We start from the raw sequence: 21594 nt of genomic DNA on the forward strand, positions 1-21594 counted from the left end.
CTCACTCCCCGGCAACTGCGTGAAAGAACGTGCCGGGATCGAGCTCGGCAGCCGGGCCGACGAGGTCGCGGCCGCCGGTCTCGGCCAGCACGCGGTAGAGCACGCGCGCGTCCCTTTCTTCGTCATCGATGCTCCGGCGCGGAATGCCGTCGCGATAGCGCTCGCGATAAGTCTTGAGCAGGGTGGCATCGCTCGTGCCGGTGAGCGGTGCGATCTTGTCCCAGGCGGCATCGGAGGTCACCAGCAGCTGCTTGGCCTTGCGGGTCATCGCGATGAAGCGCGCCACCGCATCGCGATGACTTGCCGCCCAGGTTTCGTCGAAGACATAGCCGACCGCGGAGACCGCGCCCTTGGCGCCGAGTTTCGGCAATATGTCCTCGATACCGGCAAGGCGTCTAAAACCCTTGGCCTCCAGCTGTGCGCAGAAATTCCAGAAATTGAGGCTCGCATCCATCTCGCCGTCGAGCGCCTTGGCGGCGAGCAGAGGCGGAGCACCATAGACGATGGTCGCCTCCGATTTCAGGTCGATGCCGTCCTGCTTCATGCGCGCCTGGAGCAGCAGCCAGCTCTTGTCGATGGGACCGCCGCCGACGGCGAGCTTGCGGCCCTTCAAGTCGGCGAGCGACTTGATCGGCGAGGAGGCCGGCACCATCACCGCGCCGAGCGCGCTGGAATAGGGATAGAAGGTGAGCTTGGCGCCAAGCGTGCGCTCGCGAGACACCCACAGCCAGTCGGAGAGGATGATGTCGGCATTGCCGGCGCGCAGCGCGATCTTGCCGGCCTCGGGGCTCGCAAGCTCGGCGACGTCGAGCGACAGGTCGGCCTCCTTGTCGAGGCCGTTGGCGCGGATCGCGGCCAGCTCCCAGGAGAATGTTCCGGTCTTCTGCACCGCAAGGCGAATCGTATCCGCGGCGCGGCCGGGCCCGGTTAGCGTCAGCGCCAGCGCCACCGCGAGCGCCAATGATCCACCAAATGTTCTCATCACGTTGTGAGCCGTTTCCTCTGACAGAAGTGCTTTTCAGGACAATACGCATAGCATAGCTTCCGTCGCAACCAGCGGGAGGACGCTCATGAATCTGGCCGGACAGCTACGACCGATTGTCGCCGCATTGGCGGTGTGGGCTGCGACCGCGCTCGCCGCGCAGGCTGAACAGGCCAATGATTATCCGACGTCGGCGCGTGCCGAGTATGTCTATGGCTGCATGAAGGCGAATGGCGAGAGCCGGCAGGCGATCGAACAATGTTCCTGCTCGATCGACGTGGTGGCCTCGATCGTGTCCTATGAGCGCTACGTTACCGCAGAAACCGCGCTCAGCATGTCCCAGGTCCGCGGCAATCTCGGCGTCCAGTTCCGCACCTCGGAGCAGGCGAACTCGGCCGTGAATGATTTGAGGCGTGCCCAGGCGGAAGCCGAGGTGAGGTGTTTCTGACCGCTTGGTTGTACGACCACCGTATTCGTCATGCCCGGGCTTGTCCCCGGGCATCCACGTCTTGGCGGCACCTAAGATCGTGGATGGCCGGGACAAGCCCGGCCATGACGACCGGGAGCCTCACGTCCCCGGCTTCTCCACGTCCCACTCGTTCCGGAACACGTGTCCGTCCGTGTCCTTGGCTTCCGCGCGAAAACGCCTGGCGCCGTTGGATACATAGGTGAAGCGCAGATTTGGATCTTCCGAGATCGAGATGCCGCCTTCCATCGACAGCACGGGGCTGTCGTCCTGCGTCAGCTTGAGCTGGTTGATGAAGAAGGCGGGAATGTAGAGCTGTGTGACCTGGTCCATCTGCAGGCCGGAATTGTTGGGATGGCCGATCATGATCTGCGCTTCCCGCATGCGGCTCGCCGGGGCCTCCTCGCGCGCGAATTGGCGGTAGCGCATCTGGCCGAGCCGGTTCTGGGCCTCCTCGGCATTCTTCCCTGCTGGTGCCGAGCAGCCGCCGGAGGCCTTCACGTAGACTTTCGAGACATAGAGCTGGCCATCGCTGAGCTCGGCCACCGCATGAACGTCGGTGTAATTGTTGACGCGCACGCGGGTCGAGATTTCAGTGACGTTGGCATCCGGTCCGAGCTCGAACTTCGCCGCCATCGGCGCGGGATTACGATCGATCACCAGCGTGATCGAACGGATGCGGCGGGCATCGCCGGGCGAGAGCTTGCTGCGCAGGGTCACCGGCACGATGGCCGCGTCTTCGGCACGATACGGCATCTCGATTCCAATGACATTGCCGCCGTCATTCATCGGACGGCTGCTGAAGATGTCCTGCACCAGGCCCGGCCAGGGATCGTAAGCCTCTTCCGCCTGCGCCGGCACGGCGAATGCAATGCCGAGGAGCAGGGCGATCAGAGGCAGTCGGCGCGTGCATCCCGTCATGGTCATGGTCCCGCGGACGAAGCAACGTTTCACGCATCGTAGCGCGTCCGCTACTCCCATTCAATTTCCGAAAATGCTGCGGTTGCGTTGCGGGCGTTGTAGTCGTCGAACAGCTCCCAGTGCGGCCGTTCCGAGGCGGCGGCCCTGTCTGCAGCGGTTCGGATCGGCTCGCCCTTCTTGTTCGACGCCCGGATGTCCGCCAGCAGTGCCGTCAGATAGCGCCGTTCATCGGTCAGCGCGGCAGGCCATTCACTCACAGGTCCGTGACCGGGAACGACGCGCTGCGCCGGAATGCTCTCGAGTTCCGCGAGGATGCGAAGCCAGCCGCGAATGCTGCCGTCCATCACCGGAATATGGCGGAGGAAGATGAGGTCGCCAGTGAACAGCGTCTTCGTCATCTCATCGAACACGGTCAGGTCATTGTCGCTGTGCCCGGCCGGCCAAGCCCGCAGGTTGAGGCGGCGCGCACCGAGATCGAGCATCAGGGTGTCCGTGACGAGCATTGTGGGCGGCACGATTTTCACGGGAGATATCAATTCGTCGCCCATGATGCGCCTAAAATTGTCGAGATAGTACGGCCCACGGGCAGCGAGCGCCCGCGGCAATCGGCTGTGACCGACGAAAATGGTGTCCCCGGCGACGAAAGCCGCATTGCCGAAAACATGGTCGGGATGGCCGTGGGTATTGATGACGTAGCGGATCGGCTTGCTGGTGCGGGCCCGCACCGCCGCCAGCAGCGCCTCGCCCTCGCGAACGCTACCGCCGGTATCAATCACGGCCACCGCATCTTCGCCCACGATGAAGCCGACATTGGCGATGTCGCCCTCGTTCTCGCGGGTCATCAGGGCGATGGTCCCGGAGTGTACGAAGATTCCCGGCGCGACTTCGCTCACAGGCAATTCGGCCGCTGCGGCGCATGCTAGCGTCGCTGTTACCAGGGACAAGGCTGCGATCACGAGAGCGATGCGAGACACTTTTCAGCCTCAGTTCAAAGGTTGCGCGCATTGCACTGCAACAAAGAAAGCCAGCACAAAGTCTGGCAAAACATGGCGCGTCATGCGTTGCATGGCTAGCATTCAAACAAGCCTAGGAGGAAGCGCGATGACGGAGGCCGGACGACATCGTCGCTGGTTGCTTTCACTGAGTATCCTGGTTGCGTCTTGCGCGTTCGGCGACGTCGCCATAGCGCAGACCAACGAGACGGGTGACCTCTCGTTCGAACTGGTCGACCCCAAGGTGCTACGCGTCTGTTCCGACCCGCGCAATCTGCCGTTCTCGAATGAGAAGGGCGAGGGGTTCGAGAACAAGCTTGCCGAGCTGTTTGCGGACAAGCTCCAGAAGAAGCTCGACTATGTCTTTTTTCCGCAAGCCACCGGCTTCGTGCGCATGACGCTCGGCTCGCATCGCTGCGACGTCATCATGGGCTTCCCCCAAGGCGATGACCTCGTGCAAGGCACCAATCCCTACTACCGCACGAGCTATGCCTTGGTCGCGAAAGCAGGTAGCGGGCTGGAGGAGGTCGACACGCTGGAGGATGCCAGGCTCAAGGGCAAGCATGTCGGCATCGTCGCCGGCACGCCGCCTGCGACCAACATGGCCATTGCGGGACTGATGGGTGATGCAAAGCCCTATCCGCTCATGATCGACACGCGCTACGACAATTCGGCGCAGGCAATGATCGATGATCTCACGGCGGGCAAGATCGACGCCGGCGTGCTGTGGGGACCGATGGCAGGGTTCTACGCGAAGAAGGCGGGGTCGCTTCATGTCACGCCGCTGGTGAAGGAAACCACCGGGCCAAAACTGGTCTATCGCATCGGCATGGGCGTGCGTGGCGCCGACCAGAACTGGAAGCGGCAGCTCAACAAGCTGATCCAGGAGAACCAGGGCGAGATCAACAAGATCCTGCTCGATTTCGGCGTGCCGCTGCTGGACGAGAACGATCGGCCGCTTGGCGCGGAGACGACCAAGAAGGCACCATGAGGCAGACGCCATGAGGCGGCACCTTGCGGCTGCGCTGGTCGGCGCCGTGCTGGTGGCGCCGGTCGTTGCGCAGCAGCAGGAGCCGTTCGAGCCCGAAGGCTATCGCACCGACAACTACCGCGCGCCCGTGCCGCCGACGCTCGGCGGCGCGCGCGTGCTGTCGACGTCAGAAGCCGAGGCGATTTGGCGCGCGAAGAGCGGCGCCTTCATCGACGTGCTGCCGCGCGCGCCGAAGCCGAAAAACCTTCCCGCGGGTACCGTTTGGCGCGAGGCGCCGCGCAAAAATATTCCGGGCAGCATCTGGCTGCCGGATACCGGCTACGGCACGCTGCCGCCCGCCATGGACGACTATTTCCAGCGCGGCCTGGCGCGTGCATCACACGGCGATAAGAACGCGCTGCTCGTGATCTATTGCCTGGCCGATTGCTGGATGTCCTGGAACGCCGCCAAGCGCGCGCTCGCGTATGGCTACTCCAACATCGCCTGGTATCCCGATGGCACCGACGGCTGGGAGCGTGCAAAGCTTCCTACTGAGGAGGCGCAGCCCGAGCCGCGGCCGGAGCAATAGGCAAGAGATCGTCATGCCTGGGCTTGCCCGGGCATCCACGTTCTTGGTGCCTCGTGGCTGTGCGTGGATGGCCGGGACAAGCCCGGCCATGACGCCCTGTCGCACGTGGGAAGAGGCGAGGAAAAGCTTACTGCTTCTGCAACTTCGTCAGCGTGCCCGTCCCGTTATTGTCGGTCGCAGAGTAGCTCACCCTGTCGCCGGCGTGGACGGCGTCGAGCATCGCGGCATCCTTGGCCTTATACTCCTGGAGCGCGCCGGCGCCGCCTGCGCTGCCGCCGACTGTGCCCTTCTGCGTCTGCTGGATCGAAATCGTGCTGTTGAGCCGATCTATCCGGGTGACCATTCCGGTCAGATCGTCAGCGAATGCGCTGCTTGCGAGCATGCTGATGGCTGCAGCGCCTGCGAGGATGAATTTCGTGGTTCCCATCGAGGCCTCCCGATGCCTTGGATTACCCGTCGACAAGACATCCTAGACCGATTTGGTTCCGGCATATAGCACGGCGGCAGGTTAATGATCGCCATGGAGGCGCGGGAACCGGCCGCAAGCGGTCAATGAGGCTGACTCTATTCCATTTCCTGCTGGATCACGCGTCCAAGCGCAAACAGCCGCTGGTCGATGGTGGTGGGAACCTCGCAGACGAATCGCACCACCTTGTGGCGGTCCTCGAAAATGCGAGTCTTCCAGATCAGCTCGTTGCTGAGCGCATCGACCTTAGCCTCGTCGCGCGGCGTGGCGCCTTGGAGCGCCTGAAGCTGGACGCTCTCCTCGCGGATCTTGTCGGCGGCTTCGCGCTGCTTGCGGCTGACGCGTTCCAGCCCGCTCATGACCTGCGAGCGCTGAGCGTTGAGCGTGTCGAACAGGCCTGCGAACAGCAGTTTTGCGTTCGTGGTCTTGTCGGCCGCGGAGCCCGCCAAAAACTCCTTCACCAACTTCTCGCCCTCGTCCAGCGGCGTCTTGCGTGCCGACAGTTTGGCGACCAGCGCGCTGACCTTGGCGTCGTCCTTCCATTTGTTCTGCACGTCGTCGAGCGGAGGACCGGCCCATACGGCGGCGAGCGAAATTTCCGGCACTTTGGCCTGCGTGCAGGGCCAATCCGGATAGCGCGGATCGGCCGCGCGTGCCGCCGTGCTCGCGGCTGCGAGCATCAGAGCGGCCATGGCCAGAACCCGAACCGTCATCCTTCGCCTCCCGCAGGCCCCCGTCGCGCCAGCCCGCGCGAGGGATCATAGGCCAGAATCGCGCCGATCATGAAGACGATTGTGCAGGTCGCGACCACCGCCAGCGAGATCCAGTTGATCTGTCCGTACAGCGCGAAGCGGATCAGCTCGACCGCATGGGTGAACGGATTGGCCTCGCAAACATAGTAGAGATATGGGCTGCCCTCCTGCACCCGCCAGAGCGGGTAGAGTGCCGATGAAGCGAAGAACATCGGGAAAATGACAAAATTCATCACGCCGGCAAAGTTCTCCAGCTGCTTGATGCCGGAGGAGATCAGCATGCCCAGCGAGCCCAGCATCAGTCCGGACAGGATCAGGGCCGGCAGCACGGTGAGATAGCCCGATAGGGGAGGGGTGATGTCCCAGAACCAGGCTATCAGCAGGAACGCGTAGACCTGGAGCAGCGACACCGCGGTGCCCGCGAGCAGCTTGCAGAACAACAGGTAGGCGCGCGGCAGTGGGCTCACCAGCAGCGTGCGCATGTTCCCCATCTCACGGTCATAGACCATCGAGAGCGAGGACTGCATGCCGTTGAAGAGCTGGATCATGGCCATCAGCCCCGGCGCGATGAAGACCTCGTAGAGGATGTAGGTCTCGTAGGGCGGGATGATGGAGATGCCGAGCACCTGGCGGAAACCGGCGGCGAAGATGAACAGCCAGACCAGCGGCCGCACCAGCGCCGAGACGAACCGCTCGCGCTGGTGCAGGAAGCGCAGTCCCTCGCGCCAGACAATGCCCGTGAGGCAGGTCATGTATTCGGCGGCCGAGAAGCCGCGCTGCGCCTCGCGCGTGGTGATGCTGCTCATGCGCCGCCGCCCGGCAGGGTCTGCGCGCCGGTCAGGCGCATGAAGGCGGTGTTGACGTCCTGCGCGCCGGCTTCCGCGACGACGCGGCTCATCGGTCCCTGCGCCAGCACCTTGCCCTGATGCAGCACCACGAGATCGTCACCGGCCATGATTTCGTCGAACAGATGCGTGGCCCAGAGTACGCCGATGCCTTGCTCGCTCACGAGCTGGCGCACATGGCTGATGATGTCGGCGCGCGCCTTGACGTCGAGGCCGACGGTCGGCTCGTCCAGCAAGAGCAGGCGCGGCCGGTGCAGCAGCGCCCGGGCGATCTCCAGCCGCCGCATCTGCCCGCCCGAGAGATCGCGCACCTTGCTGCCGGCGCGCTCGGTAAGCCCGATGCGACCGAGCAGCTCGGCGGCTCGAGCGCCGGCTTCGCGGCGGCTGATGCCGTGGAGTGCGGCGTGATAGAGCAGGTTCTGCGTCAGCGACAGATCGAGATCGAGCGTGCGCGGCTGGAACACGACGCCGAGCAACCGCAGCGCCTCGCCGGGACTCTTGCTGATGTCATGGCCGAAAATGCCGACGCGGCCGGACTGGATGCCGAACAGGCGCGTGATCAGCGAGAACAGCGTGCTCTTGCCCGCCCCGTTGAGGCCAAGCAGGGCCGTGAAGCTCGCGGGCTGCACGTTGAAGGACACGTCCATCAGCGCGCGGCGCGGTCCATAGGCGTGGCTGACGTCGTCGATCGATAGCGCGGGCACGGTCGCCGGATCGGGCCTTGGTGTTTCGCGTTGTTCGGCGATGGGAACAGGGCTGGTCATGGCGCGATCGTGATACCCCAGGGCAGTTCGCCCACTTGAATGGTCTTGATCACCTTTTGCGCGGCGACGTCGATGACGGAGACGTCGTTCGAGACGCCATTGGTGGTGAGCAGAAATTTTTCGTCCGGGGTGAATGCCATGTGCCAGACCCGCTGTCCCACCAGCAGATATTTCGTCACCTTGCGCGAGGCGGTATCGACCACGGCGACGCGATTGGCGGGACCGAGCGCGATGAAGGCGGTCTTGTCGTCCCGGGTCATGCCGATGCCAACGGGCTGGATCGCCTCTTTCCTCAACCCCGGAATCTCGAAATTGATCTTGCCGGTCACCTCGTGCTTTCCGGGGTCGATGATCGAGACGGTGCCGCCGATCTCCGAGGACACCCACAATTCGGAAGCGTCGTGCTTGAATTCGGCAAAGCGCGGTCGCGCGTCGACCAGCACGTTGGCGACGATCTGGCGCGACGACGTGTCGATGAAATGCGCCATGTTGGTGGTCTCGGACGTGTTGATCAGCGTCTTGCCGTCCGGGCTGATGGTCATGCCCTCGGGCTCGACGCCGACCTGGATGTCGCCAAGGCGAGCGCGCTTCTCGAGGTCGATCACGGTCACTGTGTTGTCGTTCTCGTTGGCGACATAGAGGACCTTGCCGGCGGCATCCTGGGCGAACAATTCAGGGTCGGGACCGGAGGGCAGGCTGTCCACCACGGTTTGCGTCTTCGCGTCGATCATCTGGATCGTGTCGTCGTCGCCGACCGCGACCATCACGAACTTTCCGTCGCGCGTGAAGTCGATGCCACGCGGGCGCTGGCCGACCTTGATGGTCTTGGTCACCGTCCAGCTTTCGGTATCGATCACCGACACCGTGTTGCTCTTCTCGTTCGAGACATAGGCGATGAACGCATGCGCCGGCGCTGCCGCCAGCGCCAATCCGGACAGCAACCCAACACGCCACGCGCGGAACGTCCAAGTCCTCACTTTAATGTCCTCACTTCAGCTTGCATTTGCTCTCCGGGCGGTCATAGCCGAGCGTGTCGAGCTCGGAGACCTGGTGCAGGAAACCTTCTTGCGGCGACACCGACACCACCATGCGGCCATCGACCAGCAGGATCGGCTGGCGCAGCTGCAGGTTCCAGTCGCGCAAGGTCAGCTTCGTGCCCTTGAAGGCGGCGACCGAGAACTCCGGGCCCTTGATGAAATCGGTGACCTTCTTGACCTCGCCGGAATTGGTGCGCGACGTGGCCTCTCCGATCATGCGCACGGCGGTCCACGCCTGCATGTCGAGCGCAGTCATCCGCCGCGCGTTGAGCTTGACGAAGCGGTTCTGCATCTGGATCGCGCCCCACTGGTCCTGCGCAGCGTCCCAGCTCCGCGGCACGAGGCCGGCCGAGCCCGCGACAGGCCGTGGATCCCAGGTGCGATAGGGCAGGTAGGCGCCGAACACCTCGCTCTCGTCAGCGGCGACCAGTACATCATAGGCCGGAGCTTGTTGCGTGAACACCGGCATCTGCCGCTGGATCAGCGTCACGCCGGAGTCCGTGCGGCGCGCGCCGCCTTTGTCTTCGAAGCTGCGCTCCTGCACGATCTTGGCGCCGAACCGCGTCGCGGTGCGCCGGAGCGCATCGGCGAACAGTCTGTCCTCGTCATGCGAGCCAACCACGAGCAGCCAGCGCTTCCATTGCTTCCACACCAGATACTGACCGAGCGCATCGGCCAGCATTGCGCGCGTCGGCGCGGTGTGGATGACGTTGGCACGGCAATCGGCCTCGCGCAGCCGCTCGTCGATCGCGCCGGCGTTGAACAGCAACGTGCCGCGCTCGCGCAGGGCGTCGGCGACCTTCAGCAGCGTGTCGGCCGGCAGGTCGGCGATGATGAAGCCGTTGCGTGCGGCGAGCTCTGTCGCGGCCTGCACGGCATCTTCGCCCTCCTTGATACGACGCTCCTCCAGCGCAAATCGCTGGTTGAGGAATTTGCCGGTAGTGTTGTTGTCCTCGATGGCCAGGCGTGCGCCGGCGACGCCGTCATTCTCCGCGGGCTGCTCGACCAGCGACAGCGTTGATCTGGTGCCGGCGATTCCGAGATAGCCGACGCCGATCATGACAGGGTCGGCTGCGAGCGCACTCGTCGCAGCAAAACCCAGGCAGATCAGGCCGACCAACCATCGGATCATGTTTCCTCCAGATGTTCTCCCCGGCTTGACCGCCGATGGAGAATTGTCTCTGCTAAAGCATGACCGATTTGTCAGGGCATGCAACCCCGCATTTCGTCCTCACGCCGCCACGCCGGGAATCACGATCATGCGAGCGCTGATATGTTTCGCCGCTTTGCTGTTGACGGGCTCGGCCGCATTCGCCGATCCGCCGAAACTCGCGGTGTTCGATTTCGAACTGATCGACACCAGCCTGCCTGGCGAGTTCTACGGCTCCAAGCCCGAGGAAGCGCGGCTCGACCTCATCAGCGAGCAGTTGCGCAAGGCACTGGTTGAGTCAGGCAGGTTCCAGCTGATCGATATTGCGCCGGTCCGGGATGCGGCCCGTCACGCCAATCTGCAGGCCTGCGGCGGCTGCGACCTCAAGCTTGCCGGGCAGCTGGGTGCCGATTTGGAAATCACTGGCATGGTGCAGAAGGTCTCGAACCTGATCATCAATCTGAACATCTACCTGCGCGACGTGAAGACCGGCAACATGATCACGGCCGCCAGCGCCGATATGCGCGGCAACACCGATGAATCCTGGACGCGCACGATGAGCTATCTGATCCGCAACCGCTTGCTGGCGCCGAACTACGGCAAGCCGTGAGGGAGATATTTACCCCTTCAATCGCTCCGCATGCCAGTGCAGGTGATCGCCCATGAAGGTCGAGATGAAGTAATAGCTGTGGTCGTAGCCCGCCTGCCGCCGCAGCGTCAGCGGAATGTTGGCCTTGGCACAGGCCGCCTGCAGCAATTCAGGACGAAGCTGCTCTTTCAAAAAGTTATCGGCCTCGCCGACGTCGACGAGGAAGCCTGAAAACTTCGCGCCGTCCTCGATCAGCGCCACCGTGTCGTGGCTGCGCCAAATGTCCTTGTTCGGCCCGAGATAGCCGGTCAACGCCTTGATGCCCCAGGGCACGAGCGACGGCGCGACGATCGGCGCAAAGGCGCTGGCCGCGCGAAAACGGTGCGGGTTGCGCAGCGCGACCGTCAGCGCGCCATGGCCGCCCATCGAATGGCCCATCACCGATTGGCGCTTCGCATCGACCGGAAAATTTTCCGCCACGAGTTTCGGCAGTTCGTCGGTGACGTAGCTCCACATGCGATAATTGCTTGAAAACGGCGCTTCCGTCGCGTCGACATAGAAGCCGGCGCCAAGACCGAAATCATAGGCATTATTGGCATCGCCGGGCACGTCGGGGCCTCGCGGGCTGGTGTCGGGCGCGACGAAGATCAAGCCGAGCTCGGCGCAGGCTTTGCGGAATTCGCCCTTCTCGGTGACGTTGGCGTGCGTGCAGGTGAGGCCGGAGAGATACCAGACCACAGGCAGCTTGGCGCCCTGTGCGTGCGGGGGAACATAGACCGAGAACGTCATGTCGGTTCCGGTCGCCTGGCTGGCATGGCGATACACGCCCTGCACGCCGCCATAGGATGTATTGGTCGAGACAGTCTGGATCGTCATGCCGTTATGCTCCGTGGCATCAAACCACATCAGGATTGCAACGCTTGTGTGACCGAATTCGCGGCGGCCGTCAGGCCACGCCGCTGTCGATCGCCAGCCGCACCAGCTCGACAGAGGTTTTCACCCCGAGCTTCTGGCGCATGATGGACGAGGTGTTGGCGACAGTCTTGTAGGACGACTGCACCAGCCAGGCGATCTCGGATAGGCTCTTTCCGGCGCTGAGCAGCCGCAAAATCTCCATCTCGCGCGCGTTCAGCTTCGACAGCGGGCTTTGCGCCAGCGCGGGTCCCGCAAAGGCGATGCTGCGCGCGATCGCGCTCGGCAGATAGGTGCCGCCGCCGCCGACGGTGCGAATCGCCTCGACGAGATCGTCGGGGTCACCGGTCTTGGAGACATAGCCCTTGGCGCCGCACTCGATCGCCCGCGCGGCAAAAGCAGGGTCGTCGTTCATGCTGAACATGATGATCCGGGCCTCGGGCGCGCGCTCGAGGATGCGGCGCGCGAGCTCGAAGCCGGACACGGTCGGCAGGTTGATGTCGATGATCGAGAGGTCGGGGCGCTCGACGATGAAGACGCACTCGCCGTCTTCGGCGTCGGCGGCCTCCAAAATCTCGATCTCGCCCTCGTCCGCCAGCACGGCACGGCAGCCGGAGGCGACGATGGGATGATCGTCGACGATCAAAATGCGCATAGGCGTTCCTCGCGACAGCGTCTTGGCCTGTTTCGCGCCCGGCCGGGATTGCTGTACGCTTTCGATTAGATATCGGGCGCTTCGCCTCTGTCAACGTTATCGGACAAGGGGCAGGCCAATCCTTCGCGGGGGCACGGGCGATACCAATGTGGCAAAATCTATCCTTGCGCGGGCGCATCAACCTGCTGCTGGCGCTGCTGCTGGCGCTGGGACTCGCCGTCAATATCGGCCGCCAGGTCGCGGAAGCCGGGCCGCGCGTGCAGGCCGAGGACCAGAGCGTGATCCGGCTCGCGCGCGAATTCATCGAGATGATCGTTGCGGATCTCAACGAGGCGCCCGATCCGGATGCCAGGCTGAACCAGATCGCACGCGACCTCAGCCGCCTGCGCCATGTCAGCATCGCGCTTCGGGACGAAGCCGGCCGTCCGCTGACGCAGCCCCGGACCGACGCCGATGACGACACCCGCGCGCCGCCGGCCTGGTTCGTCAGCCTGGTTCATCCCGAGCAGACCGCGGTGAGCGTGCCCGTCTCGATCCATGGCAAGCCGGGTTCGCTGCTGATCACCTCCCATCCCGATGACGAGATCGCCGAGATCTGGGACGCCATCGTGACCCAGCTCGAGGTCGGCTCGGTGATCGCGCTGGCGCTGTTCCTGGTGATGATGAATGTGATCGGCCGGGCATTGGCGCCGCTCCAATCCCTTGCGGACGTGATGGCCGAGCTCGAAGACGGGCGTTATCAGGCGCGCGTCGCGCCGGGCGGCGCGCCGGAACTCGCCGCGATCTGCACCAAGCTCAACCATCTTGCGGCAACGCTCAGTGACGCCATCGAGGACAAGCGGCGCCTCGCCGAGCGAACGGTGTCGCTCCAGGACGTCGAGCGCAAGGAGATCGCGCGCGAGCTCCATGACGAGTTCGGGCCATACTTGTTCTCGCTACGCGCGCATGCCAGCGCGCTGGCGAAGCAGGCGGACGGACGCGCCCCGAATGCGGAGGCCGTGCGAAAACACGGCAGTGCCATGCTGGAGCAGATCAACGCGCTTCAGCAGTTCAATCGCCGCGTGCTGGAGCGCCTCCGGCCAGTCGGCCTGGCCGAGTTCGGCCTGCGCCAGGCGCTGGAATCGCTGTCGCGGCTGTGGCGGGAGTCGCATCCCGATGTCACCATCGAGACCGTGATCTCGCCGGCGCTTGGCGTCACCGGGGAGACCGCCGACCTCACCATCTACCGCATCGTGCAGGAGGCGCTCACCAACGTGTTCCGCCACGCCGGCGCGACCTCGGTTAACGTCGTCATCGAGCCGGTGGCGGAGGCGGCAAGCGACGGCCGCAGCTGTGCCCGGGTGCGGGTCAGCGACAATGGCCGCGGCATGGAGCCCGGCCAAAAGCTCGGCTTCGGGCTCGTCGGCATGCGCGAGCGGATTCTCGCGCTGGGCGGCACGCTCAACGTCGTCTCGGGTGACGGTGGTCTGACCGTAGAGGCCCTGGTCCCGACGGCAGCGGCCTGATCGCGTCGGGAAAAATTCCCGATTTGGTCGGGAAATTTGGTGCGATACGGCCCGACCTTTTGTGGCTGGCGCACGCATTCCTGCCGATTACACTCGTCTCGACCAACCGGGGGAAGATCAAAACAGTCGGTGGTCACGGATGGGAAGGCTGGGATGGGCGATCGTGTTTGGTTCAAGCGTTTTCGGTTCAAGCCTATTGGGTTCAAGCCTCTTGGGTTCAATCGTCGTTTGTTGATCGCCTTGGTTTCGACCGGGCTGCTCTCCGTCTTCGCGATCCCCGCGGGGGCCGCGCAGGACGAGGAAACCAACGTCCAGAACCTGCCGCCGGTCGAGGTGACGGCGCCGCCGCGGTCAACGGCGCGGCGCACCGCGTCATCGCGTCCGGTCGCGCACATCGGAGCGCCGTCATCCGCCAGCCCCAAGACGCGCCTCTACGTCTATCCGACCGCGCCGGGTACCGGCAGAGGTCTTGACGTCGACAAGGTCCCCTCGGCGATCAACGCCGTCGACGCCAGCCAGATCAAGCGCACCGGCTCGCTGAACATCACCGACGCGCTTCGCGACAACATCGCCGGCGTCAACATCAGCGAGGTTACCGGCAATCCATTTCAGCCGGATGTCGAATTCCGCGGCTTCGTTGCCTCGCCGGTGACGGGCACGCCGCAAGGCCTCGCTGTGTATCAGAACGGGGTTCGCATCAACGAGGCCTTCTCCGACGCCGTCAACTGGGACCTGATCCCGACCGCGGCGATCCGGTCGGTGACGCTCGTGACCAACAATCCCGCCTTCGGCCTCAACGCGCTGGGCGGCGCGATCAATTTGCAAATGAAGGACGGTTTTACCTATCAGGGCGCGGAGCTTGATCTCATGGGCGGCTCGTTCGGCCGCATTCAGGGCTCGGCGCAATGGGGCAAGACGGTCGACAAGAACTACGGCGTCTATGCCGCGCTCGAAGGCCTGCACGACAACGGCTTCCGCAATTTCTCCCAATCGGACGTGCGGCGCTTCTACGGCGACGTCGGTTACAAGGCGGGCGACAGCGAATTCCACGCCAACATGGGCGTCGCCAAGAACGATTTCGGCGCCAACGCCACCGTTCCCGCCGAGCTGCTCGACAAATATTGGGGCGCGACCTACACGACCCCGCAGACCACTTCCAACCGCGTCGGCTATCTCAACCTGACGGGCAAGGTCGATGCGACGCCGACCTGGACACTCGAAGGCACCGCGCATGTGCGCAGGTACGAGCAGAAGCTCGTCGACGGCAATCCGACCGACGCGCAGGAATGCACTGACCCGGGGCTCGCTGGGCTTCTTTGCTTCGGCGACGGCGCCACACCGGCAAACGGCGTGAACGGCCTGCCGCTTGCCAATCCTTTCGCGTCCGGGACCATCCTCGGCGAGATCGACCGGAGCTCGATACGTTCGACCACCTTCGGCGTGTCGGGGCAGGCCACCAACACCGACCAGCTGTTCGGCCACGACAACCGCTTCGTGATGGGCGCGACCTATGACGCCAGTGTCACGCGCTATAACGCCACCGCCGAAATCGGCACGATCGGAGAAAGCTACGTCGTCAGCGGCGGCGGCCTCTTCCTGGGGCCGACTGGCGTACCTGATACCGTTGCCGGCCCTGTCTCGCTGCGGACCGTCAATCAATATAACGGCCTCTACGCAATGGACACGTTCAATATCACGGACGCCTTCGCCGTCACCGGCGGCGGCCGGTTCAACGTCGCGCGCATCACGCTGGAGGATCAGCTCGGGACCGATCTCAACGGCGATCACACCTTCACCCGCTTCAATCCGGTAATCGGCGGCACCTACAAGATCACGCCGGAGCTGACGGCCTACGCCGGCTATTCCGAGGCCAACCGCGTTCCGACGCCGCTCGAGCTCGGCTGCTCGGATCCAGCCCGTCCCTGTCTGATTGCCGCGTTTCTCGTCTCCGATCCGCCATTGAAGCAGGTCGTGTCCAAGACCGTGGAAGCGGGCCTGCGCGGCAGCAGGGAGCTGAACATCGGCACGCTCGGCTGGAAAATCGGCGGCTTCCGCGCCACCAATTACGACGACATCGTCGCCGTTCCCGCAGTCGGCCGCACCGGCTTCGGCTATTTCTCCAACGTCGGCCGTACCAGGCGTCAGGGGCTCGAAGCTGAGGTCAACATCAAGTCGCCCACGCTTCAGTTTCAGGCGAGCTACGCTTTCGTCGACGCACGCTATCTCGACGCTTTCGCGCTCGGTTCCGAAAGCCCGTTCAGGGATACTGTCACCGAGACCATTCAGGTGCTACCCGGCAACCAGCTCCCCGCGATCCCGCGCCATCGCGTCAAGGTCGGCATCGACTATGCCGTCACCGACGTGTGGAAGGTTGGCGGCAACGCGCTGTTCGTCTCCAGCCAATATCTGGTCGGCGACGAGTCCAACCAATATACGAAGCTGCCGTCCTACACCGTGTTCAACTTGCACACGTCCTACCAGGTGACCAAGAACGTCCAGCTCTACGGCAAGATCGACAATATCTTCGACAGGCGCTACGCGACCTACGGACAGTTCTTCGACCGCGAAGCCGTGCCCAACTTCACCAATGGCGGTGCCGAGTTCACCGACCCGCGCTCGCTCAGTCCGGCAAGGCCGCGTGCGTTCTATGCGGGGATGCGGGTGACGTTCTGATCTTGGCTCGGTAAGCCCGGGTTGGCGCCGCCCGGCATGGCGTGTCACGCCGGCTCTGCTCTACCTCAAGCCGATTGACTCATTGTTCATGTTTTGTTCTTATGCTGCTCGTCCAGCCAAGGGAGCGAGCCATGGACAACCGCATCAACGAAATCCGCAGGATCATCAGGGCGTTACGCGTCAGCATGCGTGAGGCCGAGGCGATCATGCATGAGCAGATCAACAGGGACGAGGACTGCAGCTTCGTCGCAGGCGAAGTCATGAAGATGCGCACGGTAATGAGCGGGCTCGTTCAGGAGCGGGCCGCGCTCGGAGACACCGACCCGATCGTCGTCGCCAGCCTGTTCGTTCCCCGCCGTCGGCCGATGCCATCGCGCGTCGGGGTTGAGAAGCGCAGCCTTGTTCCGCCGCGAAAGATGGCACGAGCATGAAGGGGGAGAGGCCGACCTACTTCTCCGACATGCAGGAGCCGCCGGAATTTCTGAAGGCGCTTCATCATGCGCGGCGCCTGTCCTGCCTCGAGGGTTGGTGCCGCATGCACATCGAGGCCATCCAGGTTGCGATTGATCAGTACGCGGAGGCGGCTCTCGGTAACCGGGAGTTCTTCCTCAATAAGCCGCACAGCATCGGTGGAAGTCGCAGCGGCGGCGACGTGCCGTGACAGCGGTGCGTGTCAGCGTATCGACCTTTTGACATCTCCGATGATCCCGCCCGCCGGCGAAGCTTGGCGTCGCGTTGTTTTTACCGATTGGAAACCATAGCGAATGATCCTAAAATTGTAACGAAACTGTTCGGCTGTCTCTGCGTCGGTTCGTCGGAGGGCCCGTCCGATGACAGAGCACCAGTTGAGAGAGCAGGAATTCCAGATCGCGCGGTACCGGCATTTGGAGCGCGAAGTGACCGATCCACTTGCCGCCTGTCTGCTTCACAGCATCATTGAAGACCTGGAGGCCGAGCTGCGCAGGAATAGCCCGGATTGGCTCGGGCCGCGCGATTAACGCTTTGTTAGCGCTGATCGTGTCGATATGCGCGAGGAAATACCAGGGGAGACTGCTCCCATGTTGAAGGACGGCACCTACGCCGCCTGGTACAAGACGCCGCTCGATCAGGGGACCGGGATCGTCCATATCGCAGACGGACAGATCTGGGGCTGCGACAGCCTGATGACCTATCACGGCTCTTGCAAGGTCGACGGCGATCGCTTCACCGCCACCGTGTCGACGAAGCGCCATACCGACGGACGCGCAACCGTGTTCGGCGTCGACGATGAGCTCACGCTGGACATCGAGGGAAACTGCCCGGGCAAGGTGGCGACCTACACGGCGACGGCAGCGCAAGCGCCGGGAATGATCCTCCAGGGTACGCTGATTCTGACGGAACAGCAGGCGCCCGCACCTGAACGAACCGGGCAGATGCCGCCGTTCAATCCCGACAAGCTGCCAAAGTTGCCGAAGCGCTCGCGCTGATCGCGGAAGCCCGCGCGCCACCGCGGCGGAAGGACCTCATGTCTGCTCCCGACCCAGGCAGACATTCCGCAATCCAGGCTCGCCAAGCAGCGAGAACGGTCCCGTCGTTGGTCATGGCAACACCGAGCCAATTCATCCGCGCTGGATTCCCGCCGTCATCAAGCGATCACTGCGAATACGAAAGCTGATCTTCCGTGACGACTCGCTCGATTTTCTCCGACTTGCACTTGATGCGGTATCGGAGACGTCCATCGGACTCGATGGGCATATGCTGGACGATGGTGTAAATCATCGGTGGCTCAGTTGCGGCACGTCCTTGTGGGCCTTGGGGCTGGTGGCGAACGTCTTCATTCAGCTTGTAGGCATACGACATATATCTACCTCGAATTCACGGTGGCTCTGACGCGGGTCAGTCATTGTATCCCTGGCAGGACAGGCGCTTGGTCAAGCGGAAGAGGTTACCACAGTCTGATGCGGTCAAACCGCGTCATAAGTCAGTCGTTCTCTTGCTTGACCGGTGCAGACAGACAATCGCCCAGAGCGGAGCGGCGATGGCTGCAGCATACGCCATATTTGCGAAGTTTGGTCGTAATTTCCGAGCGGTATATGGCATTCTGTGAGCCTACGGGCCCTCGTATCGAGGGAACTGACAACTTCCTTGCCGGATTGGGCTGGAATTCGAATGACGGTGGGGCTGGTATTTCGGCTTTGGGGTAGCTCTGCCGACGATCGCCCTAGCCCCTTTCGGACAACTTTGTCGCATTCCGCAATCCTGCATCCTCGGCCCTCGGCTCGCCCGCTTCTCAAACGACCCGCGATTCGCCATGGTGCCACCGAAAGAGCATCACCCCGGAGCACGATCAATGTCGGACAAGGTCTCGCGTCGCCAGTTCGCCACGCTGGCGGGATTGTCCGCAGCCGGAATCGCCAATCCTCTCGAGGTCGCGGACGCCAAGCCCGCATCGCCGCCGCGAAACGTGGACGGTTTCCCCGCGGGCTTCGTCTGGGGCACGGCGACCTCGTCCTATCAGGTCGAGGGCGCGGTCAACGAGGACGGGCGAGGGGCCTCGATCTGGGACAAGTTCGTCCGCATCCCCGGCAAGATCGAGGATGGCTCGACCGGCGACCGCGCCAACGAGCACTATCACCGCTACAAGGAGGACATCGCGCTCATCAGGGAGCTCGGCTGCAAGGCCTATCGCTTCTCGGTGGCCTGGCCGCGGCTGTTTCCGGACGGCGACGGCAAGCCCAACCCGAAGGGACTCGATTTCTACAACCGCCTGGTCGACGAACTCCTCAAGAACGGCATCGAGCCGTGGCTGACGCTCTATCATTGGGACCTGCCGCAATCGCTCCAGGACCGGTTTGGCGGCTGGCGGTCGACGGAGACCTGCAAGATCTTCGGTGATTACGCGGCCTATGTCGCCGAGCACCTGACCGATCGCGTCAAGAACGTATTCACAGTGAACGAGAGCGGTCGCTTCGTCTATTTCGGCTACGGCATCGGCATCGACGCGCCCGGCGTGACGCTGCCACAAGCCGAGGTCAACCAGATCAGGCACAACAGCGCGCTCGCGCACGGGCTTGCGGTGCAGGCGGTACGCGCCCATGGCCGCCGTGGCACCAGGGTGGGGCCGGCGGAGAACATCGATGCCTGTGCCCCCGCGATCGACACGCCGGAGAACGTCCGCGCCGCAGAGATCGCGCTGCGCGAAATGAACGCCGGCTATCTCAACGTCATCATGACGGGCCAGTACACCGACGCCTTCCTGAATTTCGCCGGGCGCGACGCGCCGAAATACACGGATGCGGAGCTGAAGATCATCTCCTCGCCGGTCGATTTCCTCGGCCTCAACATCTACGCGCCGCAGAACTATGTGGTGGCCTCCGACCAGGGCGCGGGCTTCATGCCGCTGCCGATCCCGAAATCCTTCCCGCACATGAATTCGGACTGGCTGCGCGTCGGCCCCGAGACGATCTACTGGGTGCCCAAGCTGGCGGCAAAGATCTGGAAAACGGACGCGATTTATATCAGCGAGAACGGCACCTCCGGCGACGACGTCGTGACGCCCGACGGCAAGATCTACGACACCGACCGCATCATGTATTTGCGCAACTACCTGGCCCAGCTCCAGCGCGCCACCGCCGAAGGCGTGCCGGTGCGCGGCTATTTCCTCTGGAGCCTGATGGACAATTTCGAATGGGTATTTGGGCTCAACAAGCGCTTTGGGCTCTACCACGTCAATTTCGATACGCAGGTGCGTACGCCGAAACTCAGCGCCAGCTTCTATCGCAACGTGATCGCGAAGAACGCAGCGGGGGTTTGATTGCTCTCCCTCGCCCCGCTCTTGCGGAAGGGCGACGAGCTTGGCTCGCGTTGAGAGGGCGGGGTGAGGCGGTTCCGCCAGCGCGCATTGACTCCCTTCGCCCGCTGATTCAAAACGCTTCCAACCGTTCAACAAGAGGATAATGCCAATGATCGACGCACTCATCATCGATGCCTGCCGGACCCCGCGGGGCGTTGGCAAGGCCGGCAAGGGGGCGCTCTCGGGCATTCATCCGCAGCAGCTGGGAGCAACCGTGCTGCGCGCGCTCGCGACGCGCACCGGCATCGACACCGCCGACGTCGACGACGTCATCTGGGGCTGCAGCGCGCAGGTCGCAACGCAAGGCGGCGATCTCGGCCGCATGTCGGCGCTGGACGCCGGCTACGACGTGCGCGCGAGTGCCGTAACGCTCGACCGCTTCTGCGGCTCCGGCATCACCGCCGTCAACATGGCCGCAAGCTCGATCATGTCGGGCACGGAGGACCTCGTCGTCGCCGGCGGCTGCGAGATGATGTCGATGGAAGGACGCCGCGGCGGCGGTCCGATGATGATGGACAACGGCAATCTGCGCCTGCGAGCGCGGCATCCGCAGTCGCATCAGGGCGTCTGCGCCGACGCGATCGCGACGCTGGAAGGCATCACGCGAAGGGACGTCGACGCGCTCGGCCTCGAAAGTCAGAAGCGTGCCGCGCATGCGATCGCGAACGGCCACTTCAAGAAGAGCCTCGTGCCGGTGCATCGCGAGGACGGCAGCCTCGCGCTCGACCATGAAGAATATCCGCGGCCGCAGACCACGATGGAAGGGCTGAGCGCTTTGAAGCCCGCATTCCCCGCAGTCGCCGACCATGCGCTCGACGACAGGGGCACGACCTATCGCGGCCTGATCCTGCAGAAATACCCCGACCTCGAGATCGACTTCATGCACCACGCCGGCAACTCGTCCGGCGTCGTCGACGGCGCCGCCGCGATCCTTCTGGCTTCGCCCGCTTACGCCAGGGCGCACGGCCTGAAGCCGCGCGCCCGCGTCGTCGCGATGGCGAATATGGGGGACTCGCCGACGCTGATGCTGAACGCGCCGGTGCCGGCGACGCGCAAGGTGTTGGCGAAGGCGGGGCTGACCATCGACGACATCGACCTGTTCGAGATCAACGAGGCCTTTGCCGTGGTTGCGGAAAAATACATCCGCGACCTCAAGCTCGACCGCGCCAAGGTCAACGTCAACGGCGGCTCGATCGCGCTCGGCCATCCCATCGGCGCCACCGGCTCGATCCTGATCGGCACCCTGCTCGACGAGCTTGAACGGCGCGACTTGAAGCGCGGTCTCGTCACCATGTGCGCGGCCGGTGGCATGGCCCCGGCCGTCATCATCGAACGTATCTAGCGCGAGCGAAGCTCGTCGCGCTCCCTAGAAATAAGGGAGAGAAAGTACCCGCGATCGCCACATCACGACGATCTAGGCTTATTTTCCAGGGTGAATCGCGACCGGACTCCGACAAAGAGGCCGGTCATCGCTTGTCGAAAGCATCGAATCAG

23 protein-coding genes are annotated in these 21594 nt (G+C 63.7%); 12 read left to right on the forward strand and 11 right to left on the reverse strand.

Annotated elements, in window-relative coordinates:
- Nucleotide 1: 1 nt before the first annotated feature.
- Nucleotides 2-982: an ABC transporter substrate-binding protein gene (locus IVB07_RS11575; protein ID WP_204513979.1), complete on the reverse strand. Its 981-nt coding sequence runs from the start codon at nt 980-982 to the stop codon at nt 2-4.
- Between the two features lie 88 nt (nt 983-1070).
- Between IVB07_RS11575 and IVB07_RS11580 the strand changes: the two genes are divergently transcribed.
- The gene (locus IVB07_RS11580; protein ID WP_018460292.1) at nt 1071-1430 is read left to right on the forward strand and encodes a hypothetical protein; all 360 of its coding nucleotides are present in this window, start codon (nt 1071-1073) and stop codon (nt 1428-1430) included.
- Nucleotides 1431-1550: 120 nt separating this feature from the next.
- Here IVB07_RS11580 and IVB07_RS11585 read toward each other — a convergent pair whose 3' ends face one another.
- Nucleotides 1551-2369, reverse strand: coding sequence for a quinoprotein dehydrogenase-associated SoxYZ-like carrier (locus IVB07_RS11585; protein WP_026233994.1), 819 nt, complete (start codon nt 2367-2369; stop codon nt 1551-1553).
- A gap of 50 nt (nt 2370-2419) precedes the next feature.
- The gene (locus IVB07_RS11590; protein ID WP_026233993.1) at nt 2420-3343 is read right to left on the reverse strand and encodes a quinoprotein relay system zinc metallohydrolase 2; all 924 of its coding nucleotides are present in this window, start codon (nt 3341-3343) and stop codon (nt 2420-2422) included.
- A gap of 127 nt (nt 3344-3470) precedes the next feature.
- On the opposite strand from IVB07_RS11590, the gene IVB07_RS11595 reads away from it, so the two are divergent.
- Together IVB07_RS11595 and IVB07_RS11600 are read left to right on the forward strand one after the other, a co-directional pair.
- Nucleotides 3471-4352, forward strand: a complete 882-nt coding sequence (locus IVB07_RS11595; RefSeq protein ID WP_247295105.1) for a substrate-binding domain-containing protein — start codon at nt 3471-3473, stop codon at nt 4350-4352.
- A gap of 10 nt (nt 4353-4362) precedes the next feature.
- The gene (locus tag IVB07_RS11600) at nt 4363-4920 is read left to right on the forward strand and encodes a PQQ-dependent catabolism-associated CXXCW motif protein (RefSeq protein WP_018460288.1); all 558 of its coding nucleotides are present in this window, start codon (nt 4363-4365) and stop codon (nt 4918-4920) included.
- A gap of 127 nt (nt 4921-5047) precedes the next feature.
- Here IVB07_RS11600 and IVB07_RS11605 read toward each other — a convergent pair whose 3' ends face one another.
- The 6 genes from IVB07_RS11605 to IVB07_RS11630 form a co-directional block, all read right to left on the reverse strand.
- The gene (locus IVB07_RS11605; RefSeq protein ID WP_007601401.1) at nt 5048-5347 is read right to left on the reverse strand and encodes a copper-binding protein; all 300 of its coding nucleotides are present in this window, start codon (nt 5345-5347) and stop codon (nt 5048-5050) included.
- A gap of 137 nt (nt 5348-5484) precedes the next feature.
- On the reverse strand, nt 5485-6099 hold the full coding sequence (locus IVB07_RS11610; RefSeq protein ID WP_026233992.1) for a hypothetical protein: 615 nt from the start codon (nt 6097-6099) through the stop codon (nt 5485-5487).
- A complete protein-coding gene (locus tag IVB07_RS11615; RefSeq protein WP_247361277.1) occupies nt 6096-6944 on the reverse strand; it encodes an ABC transporter permease in 849 nt (282 codons plus the stop codon). Before IVB07_RS11615 ends, IVB07_RS11610 begins: the two co-directional genes overlap by 4 nt.
- Nucleotides 6941-7747: an ABC transporter ATP-binding protein gene (locus IVB07_RS11620; RefSeq protein ID WP_018460285.1), complete on the reverse strand. Its 807-nt coding sequence runs from the start codon at nt 7745-7747 to the stop codon at nt 6941-6943. Before IVB07_RS11620 ends, IVB07_RS11615 begins: the two co-directional genes overlap by 4 nt.
- Complete coding sequence (locus IVB07_RS11625; RefSeq protein ID WP_026233991.1) at nt 7744-8724, reverse strand: YVTN family beta-propeller repeat protein; 981 nt, start codon at nt 8722-8724, stop codon at nt 7744-7746. The genes IVB07_RS11620 and IVB07_RS11625 overlap by 4 nt, the downstream gene beginning before the upstream one ends.
- A gap of 10 nt (nt 8725-8734) precedes the next feature.
- The gene (locus tag IVB07_RS11630; protein ID WP_018460283.1) at nt 8735-9916 is read right to left on the reverse strand and encodes an ABC transporter substrate-binding protein; all 1182 of its coding nucleotides are present in this window, start codon (nt 9914-9916) and stop codon (nt 8735-8737) included.
- Nucleotides 9917-10043: 127 nt separating this feature from the next.
- Here IVB07_RS11630 and IVB07_RS11635 point away from each other — a divergent pair, with 127 nt between their 5' ends.
- Nucleotides 10044-10544 carry a DUF3280 domain-containing protein gene (locus IVB07_RS11635; protein WP_018460282.1) on the forward strand — a complete coding sequence of 167 codons (501 nt, stop codon included), beginning with the start codon at nt 10044-10046 and terminating at the stop codon, nt 10542-10544.
- A 9-nt stretch (nt 10545-10553) separates the two neighbouring features.
- On the opposite strand, the gene fghA is transcribed toward IVB07_RS11635, so the two are convergent.
- Both fghA and IVB07_RS11645 read right to left on the reverse strand, forming a co-directional pair.
- Nucleotides 10554-11399, reverse strand: coding sequence for an S-formylglutathione hydrolase (fghA, locus tag IVB07_RS11640; RefSeq protein ID WP_018460281.1), 846 nt, complete (start codon nt 11397-11399; stop codon nt 10554-10556).
- Nucleotides 11400-11469: 70 nt separating this feature from the next.
- Complete coding sequence (locus IVB07_RS11645) at nt 11470-12090, reverse strand: response regulator transcription factor (RefSeq protein WP_018460280.1); 621 nt, start codon at nt 12088-12090, stop codon at nt 11470-11472.
- A 146-nt stretch (nt 12091-12236) separates the two neighbouring features.
- On the opposite strand from IVB07_RS11645, the gene IVB07_RS11650 reads away from it, so the two are divergent.
- The 8 genes from IVB07_RS11650 to IVB07_RS11685 all read left to right on the forward strand — a co-directional run bounded on the left by IVB07_RS11650 (nt 12237) and on the right by IVB07_RS11685 (nt 21442).
- Nucleotides 12237-13595: a histidine kinase gene (locus IVB07_RS11650; protein ID WP_026233990.1), complete on the forward strand. Its 1359-nt coding sequence runs from the start codon at nt 12237-12239 to the stop codon at nt 13593-13595.
- A 153-nt stretch (nt 13596-13748) separates the two neighbouring features.
- Complete coding sequence (locus tag IVB07_RS11655; protein ID WP_018460278.1) at nt 13749-16268, forward strand: TonB-dependent receptor; 2520 nt, start codon at nt 13749-13751, stop codon at nt 16266-16268.
- Between the two features lie 131 nt (nt 16269-16399).
- Nucleotides 16400-16699 carry a hypothetical protein gene (locus IVB07_RS11660; protein ID WP_085384859.1) on the forward strand — a complete coding sequence of 100 codons (300 nt, stop codon included), beginning with the start codon at nt 16400-16402 and terminating at the stop codon, nt 16697-16699.
- Nucleotides 16696-16929, forward strand: a complete 234-nt coding sequence (locus tag IVB07_RS11665; protein ID WP_018460276.1) for a hypothetical protein — start codon at nt 16696-16698, stop codon at nt 16927-16929. Before IVB07_RS11660 ends, IVB07_RS11665 begins: the two co-directional genes overlap by 4 nt.
- Before the next feature lie 169 nt (nt 16930-17098).
- The gene (locus tag IVB07_RS11670; RefSeq protein ID WP_162847266.1) at nt 17099-17266 is read left to right on the forward strand and encodes a hypothetical protein; all 168 of its coding nucleotides are present in this window, start codon (nt 17099-17101) and stop codon (nt 17264-17266) included.
- Nucleotides 17267-17326: 60 nt separating this feature from the next.
- Nucleotides 17327-17734, forward strand: coding sequence for a hypothetical protein (locus tag IVB07_RS11675; RefSeq protein WP_018460275.1), 408 nt, complete (start codon nt 17327-17329; stop codon nt 17732-17734).
- An 863-nt stretch (nt 17735-18597) separates the two neighbouring features.
- A complete protein-coding gene (locus tag IVB07_RS11680; RefSeq protein ID WP_247767644.1) occupies nt 18598-20061 on the forward strand; it encodes a GH1 family beta-glucosidase in 1464 nt (487 codons plus the stop codon).
- A gap of 148 nt (nt 20062-20209) precedes the next feature.
- Nucleotides 20210-21442, forward strand: coding sequence for an acetyl-CoA C-acetyltransferase (locus IVB07_RS11685; RefSeq protein WP_247335377.1), 1233 nt, complete (start codon nt 20210-20212; stop codon nt 21440-21442).
- The last annotated feature ends 152 nt before the right edge of the window (nt 21443-21594 follow it).

It is taken from the genome of Bradyrhizobium sp. 172, assembly GCF_023101065.1.
GTDB classification, from domain to species: Bacteria; Pseudomonadota; Alphaproteobacteria; order Rhizobiales; family Xanthobacteraceae; genus Bradyrhizobium; species Bradyrhizobium canariense_D.

Coding starts and splice junctions, on each gene's coding strand:
- IVB07_RS11575 (WP_204513979.1), bottom strand. CDS start 982: ATGAGAACATTTGGTGGATCATTGGCGCTCGCGGTGGCGCTGGCGCTG.
- IVB07_RS11580 (WP_018460292.1), top strand. CDS start 1,071: ATGAATCTGGCCGGACAGCTACGACCGATTGTCGCCGCATTGGCGGTG.
- IVB07_RS11585 (WP_026233994.1), bottom strand. CDS start 2,369: ATGACGGGATGCACGCGCCGACTGCCTCTGATCGCCCTGCTCCTCGGC.
- IVB07_RS11595 (WP_247295105.1), top strand. CDS start 3,471: ATGACGGAGGCCGGACGACATCGTCGCTGGTTGCTTTCACTGAGTATC.
- IVB07_RS11600 (WP_018460288.1), top strand. CDS start 4,363: ATGAGGCGGCACCTTGCGGCTGCGCTGGTCGGCGCCGTGCTGGTGGCG.
- IVB07_RS11605 (WP_007601401.1), bottom strand. CDS start 5,347: ATGGGAACCACGAAATTCATCCTCGCAGGCGCTGCAGCCATCAGCATG.
- IVB07_RS11610 (WP_026233992.1), bottom strand. CDS start 6,099: ATGACGGTTCGGGTTCTGGCCATGGCCGCTCTGATGCTCGCAGCCGCG.
- IVB07_RS11615 (WP_247361277.1), bottom strand. CDS start 6,944: ATGAGCAGCATCACCACGCGCGAGGCGCAGCGCGGCTTCTCGGCCGCC.
- IVB07_RS11620 (WP_018460285.1), bottom strand. CDS start 7,747: ATGACCAGCCCTGTTCCCATCGCCGAACAACGCGAAACACCAAGGCCC.
- IVB07_RS11630 (WP_018460283.1), bottom strand. CDS start 9,916: ATGATCCGATGGTTGGTCGGCCTGATCTGCCTGGGTTTTGCTGCGACG.
- IVB07_RS11635 (WP_018460282.1), top strand. CDS start 10,044: ATGCGAGCGCTGATATGTTTCGCCGCTTTGCTGTTGACGGGCTCGGCC.
- fghA (WP_018460281.1), bottom strand. CDS start 11,399: ATGACGATCCAGACTGTCTCGACCAATACATCCTATGGCGGCGTGCAG.
- IVB07_RS11645 (WP_018460280.1), bottom strand. CDS start 12,090: ATGCGCATTTTGATCGTCGACGATCATCCCATCGTCGCCTCCGGCTGC.
- IVB07_RS11650 (WP_026233990.1), top strand. CDS start 12,237: ATGTGGCAAAATCTATCCTTGCGCGGGCGCATCAACCTGCTGCTGGCG.
- IVB07_RS11655 (WP_018460278.1), top strand. CDS start 13,749: ATGGGCGATCGTGTTTGGTTCAAGCGTTTTCGGTTCAAGCCTATTGGG.
- IVB07_RS11660 (WP_085384859.1), top strand. CDS start 16,400: ATGGACAACCGCATCAACGAAATCCGCAGGATCATCAGGGCGTTACGC.
- IVB07_RS11665 (WP_018460276.1), top strand. CDS start 16,696: ATGAAGGGGGAGAGGCCGACCTACTTCTCCGACATGCAGGAGCCGCCG.
- IVB07_RS11670 (WP_162847266.1), top strand. CDS start 17,099: ATGACAGAGCACCAGTTGAGAGAGCAGGAATTCCAGATCGCGCGGTAC.
- IVB07_RS11675 (WP_018460275.1), top strand. CDS start 17,327: ATGTTGAAGGACGGCACCTACGCCGCCTGGTACAAGACGCCGCTCGAT.
- IVB07_RS11680 (WP_247767644.1), top strand. CDS start 18,598: ATGTCGGACAAGGTCTCGCGTCGCCAGTTCGCCACGCTGGCGGGATTG.
- IVB07_RS11685 (WP_247335377.1), top strand. CDS start 20,210: ATGATCGACGCACTCATCATCGATGCCTGCCGGACCCCGCGGGGCGTT.